12 protein-coding genes and 2 pseudogenes are annotated in these 17,375 nt (G+C 72.9%); 11 read left to right on the plus strand and 3 right to left on the minus strand.

All coding sequences use genetic code 11. The features are described 5' to 3' along the window. Window positions 1–52: 52 nt before the first annotated feature. Window positions 53–311 (plus strand): annotated as a pseudogene (locus tag ABZ479_RS34250) (MFS transporter); the annotation flags it as partial. Window positions 312–322: 11 nt separating this feature from the next. Here ABZ479_RS34250 and ABZ479_RS34255 read toward each other — a convergent pair. Next, on the minus strand, window positions 323–1,312 hold the full coding sequence (locus ABZ479_RS34255; RefSeq protein ID WP_500465184.1) for an LLM class flavin-dependent oxidoreductase: 990 nt from the start codon (window positions 1,310–1,312) through the stop codon (window positions 323–325). A 100-nt stretch (window positions 1,313–1,412) separates the two neighbouring features. Here ABZ479_RS34255 and ftsY point away from each other — a divergent pair, with 100 nt between their 5' ends. Further along, window positions 1,413–2,639 (plus strand): signal recognition particle-docking protein FtsY, encoded by a 1,227-nt coding sequence (ftsY, locus tag ABZ479_RS34260; protein ID WP_499602192.1) that lies wholly within the window; start codon window positions 1,413–1,415, stop codon window positions 2,637–2,639. A 64-nt stretch (window positions 2,640–2,703) separates the two neighbouring features. Here ftsY and ABZ479_RS34265 read toward each other — a convergent pair whose 3' ends face one another. Further along, on the minus strand, window positions 2,704–3,378 hold the full coding sequence (locus ABZ479_RS34265; RefSeq protein WP_500465185.1) for a bifunctional DNA primase/polymerase: 675 nt from the start codon (window positions 3,376–3,378) through the stop codon (window positions 2,704–2,706). A gap of 299 nt (window positions 3,379–3,677) precedes the next feature. Here ABZ479_RS34265 and nsdA point away from each other — a divergent pair, with 299 nt between their 5' ends. From nsdA to ftsH, 7 genes are all read left to right on the plus strand, one after another. Next, on the plus strand, window positions 3,678–5,126 hold the full coding sequence (gene nsdA, locus ABZ479_RS34270) for a transcriptional repressor NsdA (RefSeq protein WP_500465186.1): 1,449 nt from the start codon (window positions 3,678–3,680) through the stop codon (window positions 5,124–5,126). A 418-nt stretch (window positions 5,127–5,544) separates the two neighbouring features. Next, window positions 5,545–6,903, plus strand: coding sequence for an ammonium transporter (locus tag ABZ479_RS34275; protein ID WP_500465187.1), 1,359 nt, complete (start codon window positions 5,545–5,547; stop codon window positions 6,901–6,903). Continuing rightward, on the plus strand, window positions 6,900–7,238 hold the full coding sequence (locus ABZ479_RS34280) for a P-II family nitrogen regulator (RefSeq protein WP_391578994.1): 339 nt from the start codon (window positions 6,900–6,902) through the stop codon (window positions 7,236–7,238). Before ABZ479_RS34275 ends, ABZ479_RS34280 begins: the two co-directional genes overlap by 4 nt. Before the next feature lie 93 nt (window positions 7,239–7,331). Continuing rightward, the gene (locus ABZ479_RS34285) at window positions 7,332–9,809 is read left to right on the plus strand and encodes a [protein-PII] uridylyltransferase (RefSeq protein WP_500465188.1); all 2,478 of its coding nucleotides are present in this window, start codon (window positions 7,332–7,334) and stop codon (window positions 9,807–9,809) included. Between the two features lie 84 nt (window positions 9,810–9,893). Next, window positions 9,894–11,432 (plus strand): signal recognition particle protein, encoded by a 1,539-nt coding sequence (ffh, locus tag ABZ479_RS34290; protein WP_500465189.1) that lies wholly within the window; start codon window positions 9,894–9,896, stop codon window positions 11,430–11,432. A gap of 74 nt (window positions 11,433–11,506) precedes the next feature. Beyond that, on the plus strand, window positions 11,507–12,022 hold the full coding sequence (locus ABZ479_RS34295) for a GNAT family N-acetyltransferase (RefSeq protein WP_499602184.1): 516 nt from the start codon (window positions 11,507–11,509) through the stop codon (window positions 12,020–12,022). A gap of 36 nt (window positions 12,023–12,058) precedes the next feature. Beyond that, window positions 12,059–13,993, plus strand: coding sequence for an ATP-dependent zinc metalloprotease FtsH (gene ftsH, locus ABZ479_RS34300; protein ID WP_500465190.1), 1,935 nt, complete (start codon window positions 12,059–12,061; stop codon window positions 13,991–13,993). A gap of 60 nt (window positions 13,994–14,053) precedes the next feature. On the opposite strand, the gene ABZ479_RS34305 is transcribed toward ftsH, so the two are convergent. After that, a complete protein-coding gene (locus tag ABZ479_RS34305) occupies window positions 14,054–14,887 on the minus strand; it encodes a class I SAM-dependent methyltransferase (protein ID WP_500465191.1) in 834 nt (277 codons plus the stop codon). Window positions 14,888–15,103: 216 nt separating this feature from the next. Between ABZ479_RS34305 and proS the strand changes: the two genes are divergently transcribed. Continuing rightward, window positions 15,104–16,516: a proline--tRNA ligase gene (gene proS / locus ABZ479_RS34310; protein WP_499602179.1), complete on the plus strand. Its 1,413-nt coding sequence runs from the start codon at window positions 15,104–15,106 to the stop codon at window positions 16,514–16,516. Between the two features lie 190 nt (window positions 16,517–16,706). Continuing rightward, window positions 16,707–17,288: pseudogene (locus tag ABZ479_RS34315) on the plus strand (hypothetical protein); the annotation flags it as partial. Between the last annotated feature and the right edge of the window lie 87 nt (window positions 17,289–17,375).

Below are 17,375 nucleotides of genomic sequence, written 5' to 3' on the forward strand. Positions count from 1 at the left end.
GCCGACTTCACGTGGTGAACGAAAGACAGGTCGTCGCCATCGCGCTGATCGGGCGGTGATCGACCCCGCCTGCATCGCCGAGGTCGCGGCTGCCGCGTACCGCGGCCGCGATCGTGATCGGCACCGCCGTCTCCCAGCTCGTCAACCGGGGGCTGCTCCACGCCGCCGACGGCGACCACCGCGGTGAGCTGCTGGGGGTCGAGGCGTGGCGGGTCGTGCTCGGCGTGATGATCGTGCACGCCGTCCTGTACGGCCTGCTGTCGTTCGCCATCCCCGAGTCGCCCCGCTTCCCGATCTGGGCCGGGCGGATCGCCGAGCCGGATCAGTCCTTGAGCCGGGGCAGCACCTGTTCCGCGAACAGCCGCAGGCTCCGCCAGCCCTCCTCGACCGGCATCCCCCCGCACAGCGGGTGCAGCACGAGCGCGGCGGCCGGGTCGGTGCTCGCCTCCGCGAAGGCGACGCACTCGTCGGGGGTGACCACGCGGTAGACGCCCTCGCGGCGCAGTTCCTCCGGGGAGGCGGCCGTCGAGCGCACCGCCGAGTGGATGCCGGCGGACTGCCAGGACGCGTAGGTGGCGGCCTCGTGGAACAGCCTGCCGCCGTGCTCGGCCCAGGTGCGGTCGGGGTCCTCGGACAGGTGGAGCAGCGGCACCTGCGGCGGGGGCATCAGGCACCAGCCCTCCGTGCCGTGCTCGGCGAGCTGCTCCCGGTAGTACGCCTCCAGCTCCGGCAGGTGGGCGCTGGGGAAGAACGGCAGACCGAAACGGGCCGCCCGGCGCGCCGCGGCGCGCGAACTTCCGCCGACGATCAGCAGCGGGTGCGGCGAGCTGTGCGGGCGGGGCGTGACCCGGACCGTCCGGCCGCGGAAGACGAAGGGCTCACCGGTCCACGCCTTCAGGAGCGTGTCCAGCAGTTCGTCCTGGAGGGCGCCGCGCCGGTGCCAGTCGACCCCGAGGGCCGCGTACTCCTCGGGGCGGTAGCCGATGCCGGCGACGGTGACCAGCCGCCCGCCGCCGACGTGGTCGAGCACCGCCAGGTCCTCCGCCAGCCGCAGGGGGTCGTACAGCGGCCCGATCAGCGCGGAGACGGTGACCGCGATCCGGCGCGTCGCGCCGAGGACGGCCCCCGCGAAGGTCAGGGGCGAGGGCAGCCAGCCGTCGGGGGAGCCGTGGTGCTCCTCGGTCTGGAGGGTGGCGACGCCGTGCTCGTCGGCGTACGCGGCCATCTCCAGGGCGGCCCGGTAGCGGTGGCTCAGCGCCCCGGGCGAGGCCGCGGGGTCGACGAGGTTGAAACGTACGACAGTGGCGGGCATGCGCCGACGTTAGCTGACGAACCGTCAGATGAACAGAGTCGCGGACGCCCGCCGGGTGGCTCCCGGGAGGGCGGGCCGCGTGACCGATACTGGACGGGTTATGGAAACCGTCATTCTTGCCGTAGTCATCGCCCTGGTCGTGATCCTGGCGGCCGGCGGGCTGGTGGTGGGCAGCCGCCGCAGGAAGCAGCTGCCCCCCGCGCCGCCCACCGAGCAGCCGACGATCACCGCGCCTCCCGCCGAACCGCAGGTCGGCGACGAGGCGGAGGCCCCGCGGGACGAGCCCCGCCGGACCATCGAAGAGGTCGAGCTCCCCGAGTCCGAGGACGCCTCCGCAGGCGGCGTCATCGTGGAGGAGCGCCCGGCCGCCCCCGAGATCGAGCAGCCCGAGCCCACCGCCGGCCGTCTGGTACGGCTGCGCTCCCGGCTCTCGCGCTCGCAGAACGCGCTGGGCAAGGGCCTGCTCACGTTGCTCTCGCGCGAGCACCTCGACGAGGACACCTGGGAGGAGGTCGAGGACACCCTGCTCACCGCGGACGTCGGTGTCGCCCCCACCCAGGAGCTGGTGGAGCGGCTGCGCACCCGGGTGAAGGTGCTCGGCACCCGCACCCCCGCCGACCTGCGGCAGCTGCTGCGCGAGGAACTGCTGACCCTGGTCGGCACGGACCTGGACCGCACCCTCCACACGGACGGGCTGCCGAACGCGGACGGTGCCGAGCAGCCCGCCGTGCTGATGGTCGTCGGCGTCAACGGCACCGGCAAGACCACCACCACCGGCAAGCTCGCGCGCGTCCTGGTGGCCGACGGCCGCAGCGTCGTGCTGGGCGCCGCCGACACCTTCCGTGCCGCGGCCGCGGACCAGCTGCAGACCTGGGGCGAGCGGGTGGGCGCGCGCACCGTGCGCGGGCCGGAGGGCGGCGACCCGGCGTCGGTCGCCTTCGACGCGGTCAAGGAGGGCATCGCCGAGGGCGCGGACGTGGTCCTCATCGACACCGCGGGCCGGCTGCACACCAAGACCGGCCTGATGGACGAGCTCGGCAAGGTCAAGCGCGTCGTGGAGAAGCACGGCCCGGTCAACGAGGTCCTGCTGGTCCTGGACGCCACGACGGGTCAGAACGGCCTCGTGCAGGCCCGGGTCTTCGCCGAGGTCGTCGACATCACCGGCATCGTGCTCACCAAGCTCGACGGCACCGCCAAGGGCGGCATCGTCGTCGCCGTCCAGCGCGAGCTGGGCGTGCCGGTCAAGCTGATCGGCCTGGGGGAGGGGGCGGACGACCTCGCCCCGTTCGAGCCCGAGGCCTTCGTGGACGCGCTGATCGGCTCCTAGCCGGCGGCAGCGGTCGACCAGCGGACGAGGGGCGCACTCCCGGGAGTGCGCCCCTCGCCGTCGCTCATGCGTACGCGCGGTCCCGGTGGCAGACGTACGCCAGCGTGCCCAGCAGCAGCCGGGCCTCCGGGGGCTGGCGGTCGGCGTCCAGCGCCGGCGGCCGCAGCCAGCGGACCGGGCCCAGGCCGCCGAGGTCGGAGGGCGGGGCGGTCACGTGCTCGCCCGGCCCGAGGCAGCGCAGGTCGAGGTCGGCGTCGTCCCAGCCCATGCGGTACAGCAGGTGGGGGAGTTCGGCGGCGGCCCCCGGCGCGACGAAGAACTGCGCCCGGCCGTCCGGGGTGGCGACGACCGGGCCGAGCCGCAGGCCCATCCGCTCCAGGCGCACCAGAGCGCGCACGCCGGATCGTTCCGCCACGTCGATCACGTCGAAGGTGCGCCCCACGGGAAGCATCAGCGCCGCGCCCGGGACGTGCTCCCAGGCCGCCACGGCCTCCTCGAGGGTCGCCCCGGCCGGCACCTCGCCGGCGAAGTCCAGTGCGTGGGCGCCCGGTGCCTCGCACCCCGGGTCACCGCAGGAGCACTGCCCGCCCCCGCGTGTGGCGCGCGCACCCGGCGCCACCGCCCATCCGCACAACCCGGTGTACTCCGCCACGGTGGTGCACGCCGAGGCGTGCGTCCGGCGGCGCGCGCCGGAGCGGATGTGGCGCATCTCCCGCATGCTGCCGATCGTGAAGCCCATGACACCCCCAACGGGTCGCAGTTGCCGATGGTTACGCCCGTGCCTGATCGGCATGTGTCAAGTGAATCGCTCCGCGTGCACATGTAGTTCATTCGAAGGGGTGGCGAATGGTGGCGTTTTCGCTGAAGGCATCGCCGGATGGGTGATCGTAGGATTACTTTCGGTTTGCAAGCCCCGGAAGTGTGCGGGCCGGCGGGTATGCCGGAGGCAAGACTCGTAGGACACTGAGGCACTGGGGGCCCAGGCAGGCAACGGCCCTCATCCCCGAAGGTGTTGGGCGACGGAATGGGGGCGTCACGGTGGGCGGCACACAGGACAAGCAGCCCAACGCGCAGCTGACCTCTTGGTTTGTGCGCAGTGGCTGGTCCAAGGGCGAACTCGCCCGACAGGTGAACCGCAGAGCGCGCCAGATGGGTGCCCTGCACGTCAGCACGGACACCTCACGGGTGCGCCGCTGGCTGGACGGCGAGCAACCGCGCGAACCCATCCCGCGCATCCTGTCCGAGCTGTTCTCCGAACGGTTCGGCACCGTCGTCCCGGTGGAGGACCTGGGGCTGCGCCCCGCCCACCAGCCGCCCGCCTCGACCGGAGTGGACCTGCCGTGGGCGGGGCCGCAGACGGTCCAGCTGATCAACGAGTTCTCCCGCAGCGACCTCATGCTCGGCCGCCGCGGCTTCCTCGGGACCTCCCTGGCGCTGGCCGCAGGCCCCTCCCTGGTCGAGCCGATGCAGCGCTGGCTGGTGCCCACCCCCGCGTCCGGCGCCGACGTGCCCCCGCCGCGCGAATCCGGCGGCAGGGTCCGGCTCTCCGAGCCCGAGCTGGAGCTGCTGGAGGCCACCACGGTGATGTTCCGGCAGTGGGACAACCAGTGCGGCGGCGGCCTGCGCCGCAAGGCCGTGGTGGGCCAGCTGCACGAGGTCACCGACCTGCTGCAGGAGTCCCATCCGCAGTCCGTCGCCAAGCGCCTCTACCGCGTCACCGCCGAGCTCGCGGCGCTCGCCGGCTGGATGTCGTACGACGTCGGACTGCACCCGACGGCGCAGAAGTACCTGGTCCTGGCCCTGCACGCGGCCAAGGAGGCAGACGACCGCCCGCTGGGCGCGTTCGTCCTGTCCAGCATGAGCCGCCAGATGATCCACCTGGACCGGCCGGACGACGCACTGGAACTCATCCACCTGGCGCAGTACGGCAGCAGGGACACCGCGAGCGCCACCACCCAGGCGATGCTGTACGCGATGGAGGCCCGCGCCTACGCCAACATGGGCCAGGTCAGCAAGTGCCACCGCGCCGTGCGGATGGCCGAGGACTCCTACACCGACTCCCGGCCCACCGAGGACCCGGACTGGATCAGCTTCTTCAACGAGGCCGAACTCAACGCCGAGAACGCCCACTCCTACCGCGACCTGGCGTACGTGGCCGGCCGCAGCCCCACGTACGCCTCGCTGGCCCACCCGGTGATGCAGCGGGCCGTCGACCTCTTCGCGAAGGACAGCGTCCACCAGCGCGCCTACGCCCTCAACCTGATCGGCATGGCCACCGTGCACCTGCTCCAGCGCAGCCCGGAGGAGGCCGCCGGGCTCACCGTCCAGGCGATCGACGTCGCCAAGCACGTGCGCTCCGAGCGGGTGAACACCCGTATCCGCAAGACCGCCGACACCGCCCTGCGCGACTTCGGCAAGGTCGCCGAGGTCGCCCAGCTCAGCGAGCGCCTCGCCGCCGACCTCCCCGAGGTCGCCGAGACCGCCTGAACCGGCGGTCCGCCCCGCACCCCGGCCGCGGCCGGCCATCCCGACAGCCCGACTCGGCTCCCCCATGCCAGGTCAACCGGGTGGCCCGCCGCGGCCGGTCCTCGTCCACCGGCGCTTCGTCCTCCTGTGCGTCCTCCCGCGCCCCCTCGACGGCGTGGCGAGGTTTGTCCACCCCGGCCCGCGCGGCACGTATACAGCTCGTCGGCCCGCCAGAGGGGTCGCGGCGTCATGACGGCGTCGTCATGGCGGCGCCCGCTGGGGCGGCGGTTCATCGCGACGTAACACGGACGACTTCTTCGTCACGGTGACGAAACACCCGATGGCGCCGACGGAAACCCGGCTGGGACAACCTCATGGCGAAAACCGGCCCACCGAGCCCGCTTCCCGCACGGGCCGTTCGGATGACGAGGAGACGCCGATGGCAGCAGGCTTTCTGACGCTTGCCGCAGACACGCCCACGCTCGACAGCGGTAGCACGGCGTTCATGCTGCTGAGCGCGGCACTGGTGCTCGTGATGACCCCCGGCCTGGCCTTCTTCTACGGCGGCATGGTCCGGGTCAAGAGCGTCCTGAACATGCTGATGATGAGCTTCATCGCCATCGGCATCGTCACGGTGCTGTGGACGCTCTACGGCTTCAGCGTCGCGTTCGACTCCGGCAACGCCTTCTTCGGCGGCTTCGAGTGGGCCGGCATGCGCAACATCGGGATCAACCAGCTGTGGGACGGCTACACGATCCCGGTCTACGTCTTCGCCGTCTTCCAGCTGATGTTCGCGATCATCACGCCTGCCCTGATCAGCGGCGCCCTGGCCGACCGGGTGAAGTTCACCGCCTGGTCGCTCTTCGTGGCCCTGTGGGCGACCGTCGTGTACTTCCCGGTCGCCCACATGGTCTGGGCCTCGGACGGCTTCCTCTTCACGCGCGGCGTGATCGACTTCGCGGGCGGTACGGCGGTGCACATCAACGCCGGTGCCGCGGCGCTCGGCGTGATCCTCGTCATCCGCAAGCGCGTGGGCTTCAAGAAGGACCCGTTCCGGCCGCACAACCTGCCGCTGGTCATGCTCGGCGCCGGTCTGCTGTGGTTCGGCTGGTTCGGCTTCAACGCCGGCTCCTGGCTCGCCTCCGACGGCGTCGCGGCCGTGGCCTTCACCAACACCCAGGTCGCCACCGCCTCCGCGATGCTCGGCTGGCTCGCCTACGAGAGGATCAGGCACGGCTCCTTCACCACCCTGGGTGCCGCCTCCGGAGCGGTCGCCGGCCTGGTCGCCATCACCCCGGCCTGCGGCTCGGTCAGTCCGCTCGGGGCCATCGCGGTCGGCGCCATCGCCGGTGTGGCCTGCGCCGCCGCGGTCGGCCTGAAGTTCAGGTTCGGCTTCGACGACTCCCTCGACGTGGTCGGCGTGCACATGGTCGGCGGCATCGTCGGCTCCCTGCTCATCGGCTTCTTCGCCACCGGCGGGGTCGGCCAGACCGCCAAGGGCGTCTTCTACGGCGGCGGCTTCGACCAGCTGTGGAAGCAGTTCCTGGGCGTCGGCGTGGTCCTGGCATACTCGCTGGTCGCCTCGGCGATCCTTGCCAAGCTGATCGACCTGGTGATCGGATTCACCGTCAGCGAGGAGACCGAGGTCGCCGGCATCGACCAGGCCGAGCACGCGGAGACCGGCTACGACTTCGCGGGCGTGGCCGGCGCGGTCAGGGCCGCCCTCTCCTCCCTGGACAGCAGCAGCGGCAGCGGCACCCAGGTGACCGACGCCCCGTCGAAGAAGGTGGACGCGTGAAGCTCATCACCGCGGTCGTGAAGCCGCACCGGCTGGACGAGATCAAGGAGGCCCTGCAGGCCTTCGGCGTCCAGGGCCTGACGGTCACCGAGGCCAGCGGCTACGGCCGCCAGCGCGGCCACACCGAGGTCTACCGCGGTGCCGAGTACACCGTCGACCTCGTGCCCAAGATCCGCATCGAGGTGCTCGTCGAGGACGGCGACGCGGACCAGCTGATCGACGTCGTCGTCAAGGCGGCCCGCACCGGCAAGATCGGTGACGGCAAGGTCTGGAGCATCCCCGTCGAGACCGCCGTACGGGTCCGGACCGGGGAGCGCGGCCCGGACGCACTCTGAGGACGCGGGGGGCGCGGCCGGGAGACCGGCCGCGCCCCTTCCGCACCACCGAAACCGGGCGGTTCCGCCGCACGGCCTGCGACTGGAGACAGTGTGACGGAGAACGTCGACGCGAAAGCCCCCGACGGACACGCCCCCGCAGGCTACGCGGCGGCCCGGCTGGCCCTCCTGAACGGCGGGGGACCGTCCGGGCCGCCGCGGCGCAAGGCGCTGGCCGCCCTCACCGACGGCTGGCTCGCCGACCTCGCCCGCGGTGCGGCCGACCGGACCGGGGCCCGGGGCTGGTCGCTGGTCGCCGTCGGCGGCTACGGCAGGGGCGAGCTCTCCCCGCGCAGCGACCTCGACCTGCTGCTGCTCCACGACGGCTCCGCCGGGCCCGGTGACGTCGCCGGCCTCGCCGACGGGATCTGGTACCCGGTCTGGGACCTCGGCGTCGCCCTCGACCACTCCGTCCGCACCCCCGCCGAGGCCCGCGGGACCGCCGCCGAGGACCTCAAGGTCCAGCTCGGCCTCCTCGACGCCCGCCACATCGCGGGCGACACCGCCCTCACCGCCTCCCTGCGCACCGCCGTCCTCGCCGACTGGCGCAACCAGGCCCCCAAGCGGCTCCCCGCGCTCCAAGAGCTGTGCCAGGAGCGCGCCGAACGCCACGGCGAGCTCTCGTACCTGCTGGAGCCCGACCTCAAGGAGGCCCGCGGCGGGCTGCGCGACGCGACCGCGCTGCGCGCCGTCGCCGCGTCCTGGCTCGCCGACGCGCCCCGCGAGGGCCTGGAGGAGGCCCGTACCCGGCTGCTCGACGCCCGTGACGCACTCCACCTGGTGACGGGCCGTGCCACCGACCGGCTGGCCCTGCAGGAGCAGGACCAGGTCGCCGACGCGCTCGGGCTGCTGGACGCCGACGCGCTGCTGCGCCAGGTGTACGAGGCGGCCCGCACCGTCGGCTACGCCTTCGACGTCACCTGGCGCGAGGTCGGCCGGGTCCTGCGCTCCCGCCAGACGCGCCCCCGGAGGCGCGGGCTGCTCGGCCGCTCCCGTCCCGAGCAGGGGAACGCCCCCGAGCGCACCCCACTCGCCGAGGGCGTCGTGGAGCACGAGGGCGAGGCCGTCCTCGCGCTCACGGCCAGGCCCGAGCGCGACCCGGTGCTGCCGCTGCGCGCCGCGGCGGCCGCCGCCGAGCACGGCGTACCGCTGTCGCTGCACGCGGTCCGCCGGCTGAGCGCGGCCCAGGCCACCCGGCCGCTGCCGGTGCCGTGGCCCGCCGAGGCCCGCGAACAGCTCGTCACCCTGCTCGGCGCGGGGGAGTCCACCGTCCAGGTGTGGGAGGCCCTGGAGGCCGAGGGCATGATCACCCGGCTGCTCCCCGACTGGGAACGGGTCCGCTGCCGCCCGCAGCGCAACGCCGTGCACATCTGGACCGTCGACCGGCACCTCATCGAGTGCGCGGTGCGCGCCTCGCGCCTGACCCGCCGGGTCGGCCGCCCCGACCTGCTGCTCATCGCCGCACTGCTGCACGACATCGGCAAGGGCTGGCCCGGCGACCACTCCGAGGCCGGCGAGGTCATCGCCCGGGACGTCGCGGCCCGTTTCGGTTTCGGCCGCGCCGACGTGGCGACACTGGCCCTGCTCGTCCGCCACCACCTGCTGCTGATCGACACCGCGACCCGGCGCGACCTGGACGACCCCGCCACCGTGCAGGGCGTCGCCGACGCCGTGCGCGACGGCGAGACGCTGGAACTGCTGCACGCGCTGACCGAGGCGGACGCGCTCGCCACCGGCCCCGCGGCCTGGAGCGCCTGGCGCTCCTCGCTCGTCGGCGACCTGGTCAAGCGGGTCGCCGCCGTCCTGACCAGCGGGGCGGTGCCCGAGCCCGCCGACCGCGAGCCCACCGCCGAGGAGGAGCGCCTGGCCGTCGAGGCGGCGCGCACCGGGGGCCCGGTCATCGCCTTGCACGCCCAGGCCGAGCCCGACCCCGACGGGACCGCCCCGCGGACCGCGGAGGACGAGCCCGAGCCCGTCGGCGTGGAACTGCTCCTGGCGGTCCCCGACCGCCCCGGGCTGCTCGCCGCGGCGGCCGGCGTGCTGGCCCTGCACCGGCTCACCGTCCGCGCCGCCGACCTGCGAACGGTCGACCCCATCGGCGAGGGCCCGGTGACCCTCCTGCGCTGGCGGGTGGCCGCCGAGTACGGCTCGCTGCCCGAGGCGGCACGGCTGCGCAACGACTTCGCCCGGGCCTTCGCGGGCTCCCTGGACATCGAGGCGCGCCTGGCGGAACGCGAGTCCGCCTATCCCCGCCGCCGCGGGGTCACGCCCCCGCCGCCCCGGGTGGCCGTCGCCCCCGGCAGTTCCACCGCCGCCACCGTCATCGAGGTCCGCGCCCACGACGCCCCGGGGCTGCTGCACCGCATCGGCCGGGCCCTGGAGTCCACCGGAGTGAATGTCAGGTCCGCCCGGATCAGCACGCTCGGCGCCAACGCGGTGGACGCGTTCTACGTCACCGACACCGCCGGCGCTCCGCTCCCCGACGTAGGCGCGGCCGAGGTGGCCGACCAGGTGGAGCGGGCCCTGCGCTGACGCGGTGGAGACCATTCGCGGGCCGGGCGGATACCCTTGAGGACGACCTATCACCCGCCCCCGACCTGAGGATCCGCGACCGACGTGTTCGACACCCTTTCCGACCGCCTCGCAGCGACGTTCAAGAACCTCCGGGGCAAGGGCCGCCTCTCGGAGGCGGACATCGACGCCACGGCGCGCGAGATCCGCATCGCGCTGCTGGAGGCGGATGTCGCGCTGCCGGTGGTCCGTGCCTTCATCAAGCAGGTCAAGGAGCGGGCGAGCGGGGCCGAGGTGTCCCAGGCCCTCAACCCCGCCCAGCAGGTCATCAAGATCGTCAACGACGAGCTCGTCGGCATCCTCGGCGGTGAGACGCGGCGGCTGCGCTTCGCCAAGCAGCCCCCGACCGTCATCATGCTGGCCGGTCTGCAGGGTGCCGGTAAGACCACCCTGGCGGGCAAGCTCGGCCGCTGGCTGGCGGGCCAGGGCCACACCCCGCTGCTCGTCGCGGCCGACCTCCAGCGTCCCAACGCCGTCAACCAGCTCCAGGTCGTCGCCGAGCGGGCGGGCGTCGCGGTCTTCGCGCCGGAGCCGGGCAACGGCGTGGGTGACCCGGTCCAGGTCGCCAAGGACTCGCTCGAGCACGCGCGCACCAAGCACTACGACGTCGTCGTCGTCGACACCGCCGGCCGCCTCGGCATCGACGCCGAGATGATGCAGCAGGCCGCGGACATCCGCGACGCCGTGCAGCCGGACGAGATCCTCTTCGTCGTCGACGCCATGATCGGCCAGGACGCGGTCAACACCGCGGAGGCCTTCCGCGACGGCGTCGGCTTCGACGGCGTGGTGCTCTCCAAGCTCGACGGCGACGCCCGCGGTGGTGCCGCGCTGTCCATCGCGCACGTCACCGGCCGCCAGATCATGTTCGCCTCCAACGGCGAGAAGCTGGACGACTTCGACGCCTTCCACCCCGACCGGATGGCCTCGCGCATCCTGGGCATGGGCGACGTCCTCAGCCTGATCGAGAAGGCCGAGCAGACCTTCAGCCAGGCCGAGGCCCAGAAGATGGCCGAGAAGCTGGCCAAGGGTCCCAAGGAGTTCACCCTCGACGACTTCCTCCAGCAGATGGAGCAGGTCCGCAAGATGGGCTCGATCTCCAAGCTGCTCGGCATGCTCCCCGGCATGGGCCAGATCAAGGACCAGATCAACAACCTCGACGAGCGCGACGTGGACCGCACGGCCGCGATCATCAAGTCGATGACGCCGGGCGAGCGCCAGGACCCGATGATCATCAACGGCTCCCGCCGGGCCCGCATCGCCCGCGGTTCCGGTGTGGACGTCAGCGCCGTGAAGAGCCTGGTGGAGCGGTTCTTCGAGGCCCGCAAGATGATGTCCCGGATGGCCCAGGGCGGTATCCCGGGGATGCCCGGCATGCCGGGCCTGGGCGGTGGCGCCCGTCAGAAGAAGCAGCAGAAGAAGGCCAAGGGCAAGCGGCAGAGCGGCAACCCGCTCAAGCGGGCCGAGCAGGCGAAGGCCGACGCCGAGCGCCGCGAGCAGCAGGCCGGCGGCGCCTTCGGCCTGCCGGCCGGCCAGGACGGCCAGAACTTCGAACTGCCCGACGAGTTCAAGAAGTTCATGGGCTGATCCGGCCCGAAGCGCGTACGACGGCGGCGTCCCCCGGGGAGGGGGAGCCGCCGTCACGCGTGCATCATGGATCCATGCGCGTACACATCCGCCCCCCGGAGCCGGCCGACGCCCCCGCGTACCGGGAGGCGGTGCTGCGTTCCGCCGGCCACGTGGGCCGGTGGAACCCGGTCGAACCGGACGGGCTGCCCGAACTGCTGCGGCGCCAGGGACCCGTGTTGCGGACGTTCCTGATCCTCGACGAGGAGAGCGGCGGGATCGTCGGCAAGTGCAACGTGGCCAACATCGTCATGGGGCGCTTCCGCAACGCCAGCCTGGGCTACGACAGCTACGTGCCCTTCGCCGGCACCGGGCGGATGAGCGAGGGGCTGCGTCTGGTCGTCGACCGCTGCTTCGCCCCCGAACCGCACGGCCTGGGCCTGCACCGGCTGGAGATCAACGTGCAGCCGGAGAACGAGCGGTCCGTCGCGATGGCCAGGCGCCTCGGCTTCCGCCACGAGGGCTTCACACCGCGCATGCTCTACCTGAACGACGCCTGGCGCGACCACGAGCGCTTCGCGCTGACCGCCGAGGAGTGGCCCGGGGCCTGAGGGGCGCCGGAGCGGCGCTGTCCTTATGGTCGGGATATGGGCAATCCCGTACCGCCCCGGCAGAATCCGGACGACCCATGGCGGACGGAGGGCGCGCCACCCTCGCCGCCCACCCGGCGACGACGCCGCATGGGCGGCTGGGGCGGCATGATCCTGACGGCGCTCGTCGTCTTCCTCATCACCGACCTGGTGCTCTCGTTCTTCACCGGGCCCCGGCCGACGACGATCTCGTACACCGAGTTCGACCGGCAGCTCGACCGGGACAACATCTCGAAGATCTACTCCAAGGGCGACTCCATCGAGGGGCAGCTCAAGAAGAAGCAGGACGTGCCCGGCGCGGCCGAGGGCACGTACATGCAGTTCAAGACCCAGCGGCCGGTCTTCGCCGACGACGACCTGTGGGCGACCCTGTCGAAGAACGGGGTCACCGTCACCGCGGAACCCGTGGTCCAGCAGCGCGGGCTGCTCTACAACCTGCTGCTCTCGCTCGCCCCCGTGCTGCTGCTGGTCGTGCTGTGGCTCTACGTCTCCCGTCGGATGAGCAAGCTCGCGGGCGGGCTCGGCGGACTGGGCGGCATCGGCCGCAGGGGCCCGCCGCGGCCGGTCGTCCCCGAGCTCGGCCGCCGTACGACCTTCGCCGACGTGGCGGGCATCGACGAGGTGGAGGCCGAGCTCAACGAGGTCGTCGACTTCCTCAAGCGCCCGCAGGCCTACCGGGCGCTCGGGGCGCGGATGCCGCGCGGCGTGCTGCTCGCGGGACCGCCCGGCACCGGCAAGACCCTGCTCGCCCGCGCCGTGGCCGGCGAGGCGGACGTGCCGTTCTTCTCCGCCTCCGCCTCGGAGTTCATCGAGATGATCGTGGGCGTCGGCGCCGGCCGGGTGCGGGAGCTGTTCGCCGAGGCCCGCAAGGTCGCCCCGGCGATCATCTTCATCGACGAGATCGACACCATCGGCCGCGCCCGCGGCGCCGCGGGCGGCATCGGCGGCCACGACGAGCGCGAGCAGACCCTCAACCAGATCCTCACCGAGATGGACGGCTTCTCCGGTTCCGAGGGCGTCGTCGTCATCGCCGCCACCAACCGGCCCGACGTCCTGGACCCGGCCCTGACCCGGCCCGGCCGGTTCGACCGCGTCGTCCACGTCAGCCCGCCCGACCGCACGGGCCGCGAGTCCATCCTCCGCATCCACCTGCGGCAGGTCCCCCTGGAGAGCGGCATCGACCTGACCGCCGTGGCCCGCGCGACGCCGGGGATGACGGGCGCGGAGCTCGCCAACCTCGCCAACGAGGCCGCGCTGCTCGCGGTCAAGCGCGGCAAGGGCGCCGTCGGGCAGGGCGAGCTCTCCGACGCCCTGGAGAAGGTGCAACTGGGCGCGGCACGCCCGCTCGTCATGCCCGCCGAGGAGCGCCGCCGCACCGCCTACCACGAGTCCGGGCACGCCCTGCTCGGCATGCTGCACCCGGGCGCCGACCCCGTACGCAAGATCACCATCGTGCCGCGCGGCCGCGCCCTCGGCGTCACCCTCTCCACCCCCGACTCCGACCGCTACGCGTACACCGAGGAGTACCTGCGCGGCCGGATCATCGGCGCGCTCGGCGGCATGGCCGCCGAACACGTCGTCTTCGGGGTGATCACCACCGGCGCCGAGAACGACCTCGAACAGGTCACCAACGTCGTCCGGGGCATGGTCGGCCGCTGGGGCATGAGCGAGAAGGTCGGCCCGCTCTCCGCGATCCCCGCCGACTCCCAGCAGCCCTACGGACTGTCCGCCGCCCCCGCCACCCTCGACGTGATCGACACCGAGATGCGCAGGATCGTCGACGAGTGCTACGGGACGGCCTGCCGGCTGCTGGACCGGCACCGCGAGCAACTGGACGCCCTCGCGGAGCGGCTCCTGGAGGCCGAGACGCTGGAGGAGAACGAGGCCTACGAGGCGGCGGGCATCCCGCGGCTCGCGAAGGCCGCCGAGTAACCGCCGCAGCCGCGTGGCCGCCGCCGAGGTCGCGGCCGCCGTCGCGCGGGGGCATCCGGGCTACACCCGGGCCACCAGGTAGCGGAAGACGTTCTCCATCCGCACCGTGCCGTCCGTGCGCCGGTACGCGTGCAGCGCCTCGCGCAGTTCCTTGCGCACCTGGTCCTCGTCGGTGGCGGCCACGGCGGCGTCGAAGAGCCCGGTCGACACCAGGCCGCGCACCGCGCTGTCCATGTCGGGGTAGCCGAACGGGCAGGACACCCGCCCCGAGCCGTCCGGGCGCAGTCCCGCGTCCCGCGCCAGGTCCTCCAGGTCGTCCCGGCCGCTGAGCCGGACCGCGGCCTCGAGCGCGGTGCCGCGCGGCTCGGCCAGCCGGGACGCGACCCGCAGCACCCGCCCGGTGGCGCAGCGCTCGGGCGGTCCCCAGCCGGCCAGCACGACCGGGGTGCCCCGCTCGGCCAGGCCCGCCGCGGCCCGCAGCGCCGGGACCAGCGTCGCCGGTGCCGTCCCCGGGTCGAGGGCGGTGACCATGGTGAACGGTGCCCCGTCCGGCAGCGTGACCTCCTCCGGGCCGCCCGGCACGAGCCGGGTGCGCCCGCGTGACCGTACTGGCGCGCCCCACTGCGGCTCGGGCAGCAGCCGCTGCCGGGCCAGTGCCAGACGCCGTTCGTCCGGGTCGCACCCGGTGACGGTCGCGCCGCGGGCCGAGGCCATCAGCAGCGCGAGCCCCGATCCGCACCCCACGCCGAGCAGCCGGGTGCGGGGGCCGACCTCCAACCGCTCGTGCACCGCCTCGTAGAGCGGTACGAGCATCCGCTCCTGGATCTCCGCCCAGTCACGCGCCCTGCCGTCGGTCCGGTGTGTTCGTGGGTGCCGTGCGAGCGTAGGTGTCATCGAGCGCCCCAATCAGCCGCGTCGCCGTCTCGCCGAAAGCCTTCCTCGTACGCCCCCCGGTTACGCCACGCATGTCCTCCGTCACGCCGCGCATGCCCCCGGAGCCAGACAACTCCCCTTCCGGGCCGTAGTCCAGAGGTTTGAAGGTGAGGATTGGGCCGATTCCCGACCACGCCGATTCACGTCCGGTGCCGCTGTCCCCGTACCATCTGCGGCATGGCAAAGGCTCCCGTACTCACGCCCCAGGCGGACGACTTCCCGCGCTGGTACCAGGACCTGATCAACAAGGCCGAGCTGGCCGACAACGGCCCGGTGCGCGGCACCATGGTCATCCGGCCGTACGGGTACTCGCTGTGGGAGCGGATGCAGCAGGAGATGGACGCGCGGATCAAGGAGGCGGGCGCCCAGAACGCGTACTTCCCGCTCTTCATCCCGCAGTCCTACCTGACCCGGGAGGCCGAGCACGTCGAGGGCTTCGCGCCGGAGCTCGCCGTGGTCACCCACGGCGGCGGCAAGGAGCTGGAGGAGCCGGTCGTCGTCCGGCCCACCTCCGAGACGATCATCAACGAGTACTTCTCCAAGTGGGTGCAGAGCTACCGCGACCTGCCCCTGCTCATCAACCAGTGGGCCAACGTGGTCCGTTGGGAGATGCGCTCGCGGCTCTTCCTCCGTACGAGTGAGTTCCTGTGGCAGGAGGGGCACACCGCGCACGCCACCTACGAGGACGCCCGCGAGTACGCCGCGATGATCCACCGCGACGTGTACGGCGACTTCATGACCGACGTCCTGGGCATCGACGTCGTCCTCGGCCGCAAGACCGCCCGCGAGCGCTTCGCCGGCGCCGTCAACACCCTCACCCTCGAGGGCATGATGGGCGACGGCAAGGCCCTGCAACTGGGCACCAGCCACGAGCTGGGCACCAACTTCGCCAAGGCCTTCAACACCTCCTACCTCTCGAAGGAGGGGCAGCAGGAGCTGGTCTGGCAGACCTCCTGGGGCGTGTCGACCCGCATGGTCGGCGGCCTGATCATGTCCCACGGCGACGACAACGGACTGCGCGTGCCGCCGCGGCTCGCGCCGGTGCAGGCCGTCGTCCTGGCGATCAAGGGCGACGACGAGGTCGTCGCCAAGGTCCGCGAGATCGGCGACCGGCTCAAGGCCGCGGGCGTGCGCGTCCAGGTCGACGTGCGCACCGACACCCCGTTCGGCCGGCGCGCCGTGGACTGGGAGCTCAAGGGCGTGCCCGTCCGGGTCGAGGTCGGCCCGCGCGACCTGGAGAACGGCACCGCGATGCTCGCCCGCCGCGTCCCCGGCGGCAAGGAGCCGGTGGCGATCGACGAGCTGGCCGCGCTGCTGCCCAAGGTGCTGGAGGAGGACCAGGCCACGCTGCTGCGCCAGTCCCGCGAGCGCCGCGAGTCCCGCACCGTGGACGTCAGGACGATCGCCGAGGCCGCCGAGGCCGCAGCCACCGGCTGGGGCCGCATCCCGTGGGCGGACCTGGGCCCGGAGGGCGAGGCCAAGCTGGCCGAGCAGGGCGTGTCCGTGCGCTGCCTCCTCACCGAGGACGGCGGCGTTCCGGAAGCGGACGACGCGCCGGGTACCGTCGCGATCGTCGCGCGGGCATACTGACCGTCAGCTGACCGAAAAGCGACGTACGTAATCGGCAGTACGTCCATGCTTGAGGCGGGTGCGTGACTTCTCCACTGTCCTCCGCACCCGCCCTCAGCCGTACGCATCATCCGGAACTGACTAGTACGTGCAAAATATTTGGGATGGCCCGGTATCGGAACACAGGGCGCCCCCGGCTCGTTGTCACGACGTGAGCACGACACCACCAGTCCTCGCCGCCGAGCTGGCAGTCGCATGGGCCGACATTCAACGGCACCATCCCGAACTGCCCGACCTGGCCGCCCCCGAGTCCCTGATCGGAGAGTCCTCGTCCGCGTGCGGCACGGAGCTCTCCTTCGAGCGCCTGCTGCACGAGGCCGTCCACGGAGTCGCCGCCGCACGCGGCGTCCGGGACACCTCGCGGGCGGGCCGCTACCACAACCGTCGATTCCTGGCCATCGCCGACGAGCTCGGCCTGGACCACTCCGAGGAGCCGCACCCCAGCAGCGGCTTCTCCCTGGTCCAACTGCGCCCGGACACCAAGAAGCGCTACCGGGCGACGATCGACCGGCTGCAGCGCGCCCTCAGAGCGCACACCGCGGCGACCGCCGCCGACACCGCCCGCAGTTTCCGCGGGCCCGCCGCCCGGCACGGGTCCTCGGGCGGAGGCGTACGGGTGAAGGCGGTCTGCGACTGCGGACGCAACGTCCGGGTCGTGCCGTCCGTGCTCGCGCAGGCGCCGATCGTCTGCGGGGCGTGCGGTACGCCGTTCCGGATCCCGGAGGCCGGGGGGCGTGGGGCTGCGGCCGCCAGCGCGGCAGGGGGTGGTGGAGGGAGAGGGTGGCGCGGGGGGGGGGTAGGTGTAGGGGGTGGGAGTTGG

It is taken from the genome of Streptomyces sp. NPDC005722 (assembly GCF_040630935.1).
GTDB lineage: Bacteria > Actinomycetota > Actinomycetes > Streptomycetales > Streptomycetaceae > Actinacidiphila.

Excerpts from the sequence above, each read along its gene's own strand:
- ABZ479_RS34255 (WP_500465184.1), bottom strand. The coding sequence starts at position 1,312 with ATGCCCGCCACTGTCGTACGTTTCAACCTCGTCGACCCCGCGGCCTCG.
- ftsY (WP_499602192.1), top strand. The coding sequence starts at position 1,413 with ATGGAAACCGTCATTCTTGCCGTAGTCATCGCCCTGGTCGTGATCCTG.
- ABZ479_RS34265 (WP_500465185.1), bottom strand. The coding sequence starts at position 3,378 with ATGGGCTTCACGATCGGCAGCATGCGGGAGATGCGCCACATCCGCTCC.
- ABZ479_RS34275 (WP_500465187.1), top strand. The coding sequence starts at position 5,545 with ATGGCAGCAGGCTTTCTGACGCTTGCCGCAGACACGCCCACGCTCGAC.
- ABZ479_RS34295 (WP_499602184.1), top strand. The coding sequence starts at position 11,507 with ATGCGCGTACACATCCGCCCCCCGGAGCCGGCCGACGCCCCCGCGTAC.
- ftsH (WP_500465190.1), top strand. The coding sequence starts at position 12,059 with ATGGGCAATCCCGTACCGCCCCGGCAGAATCCGGACGACCCATGGCGG.
- ABZ479_RS34305 (WP_500465191.1), bottom strand. The coding sequence starts at position 14,887 with ATGACACCTACGCTCGCACGGCACCCACGAACACACCGGACCGACGGC.
- proS (WP_499602179.1), top strand. The coding sequence starts at position 15,104 with ATGGCAAAGGCTCCCGTACTCACGCCCCAGGCGGACGACTTCCCGCGC.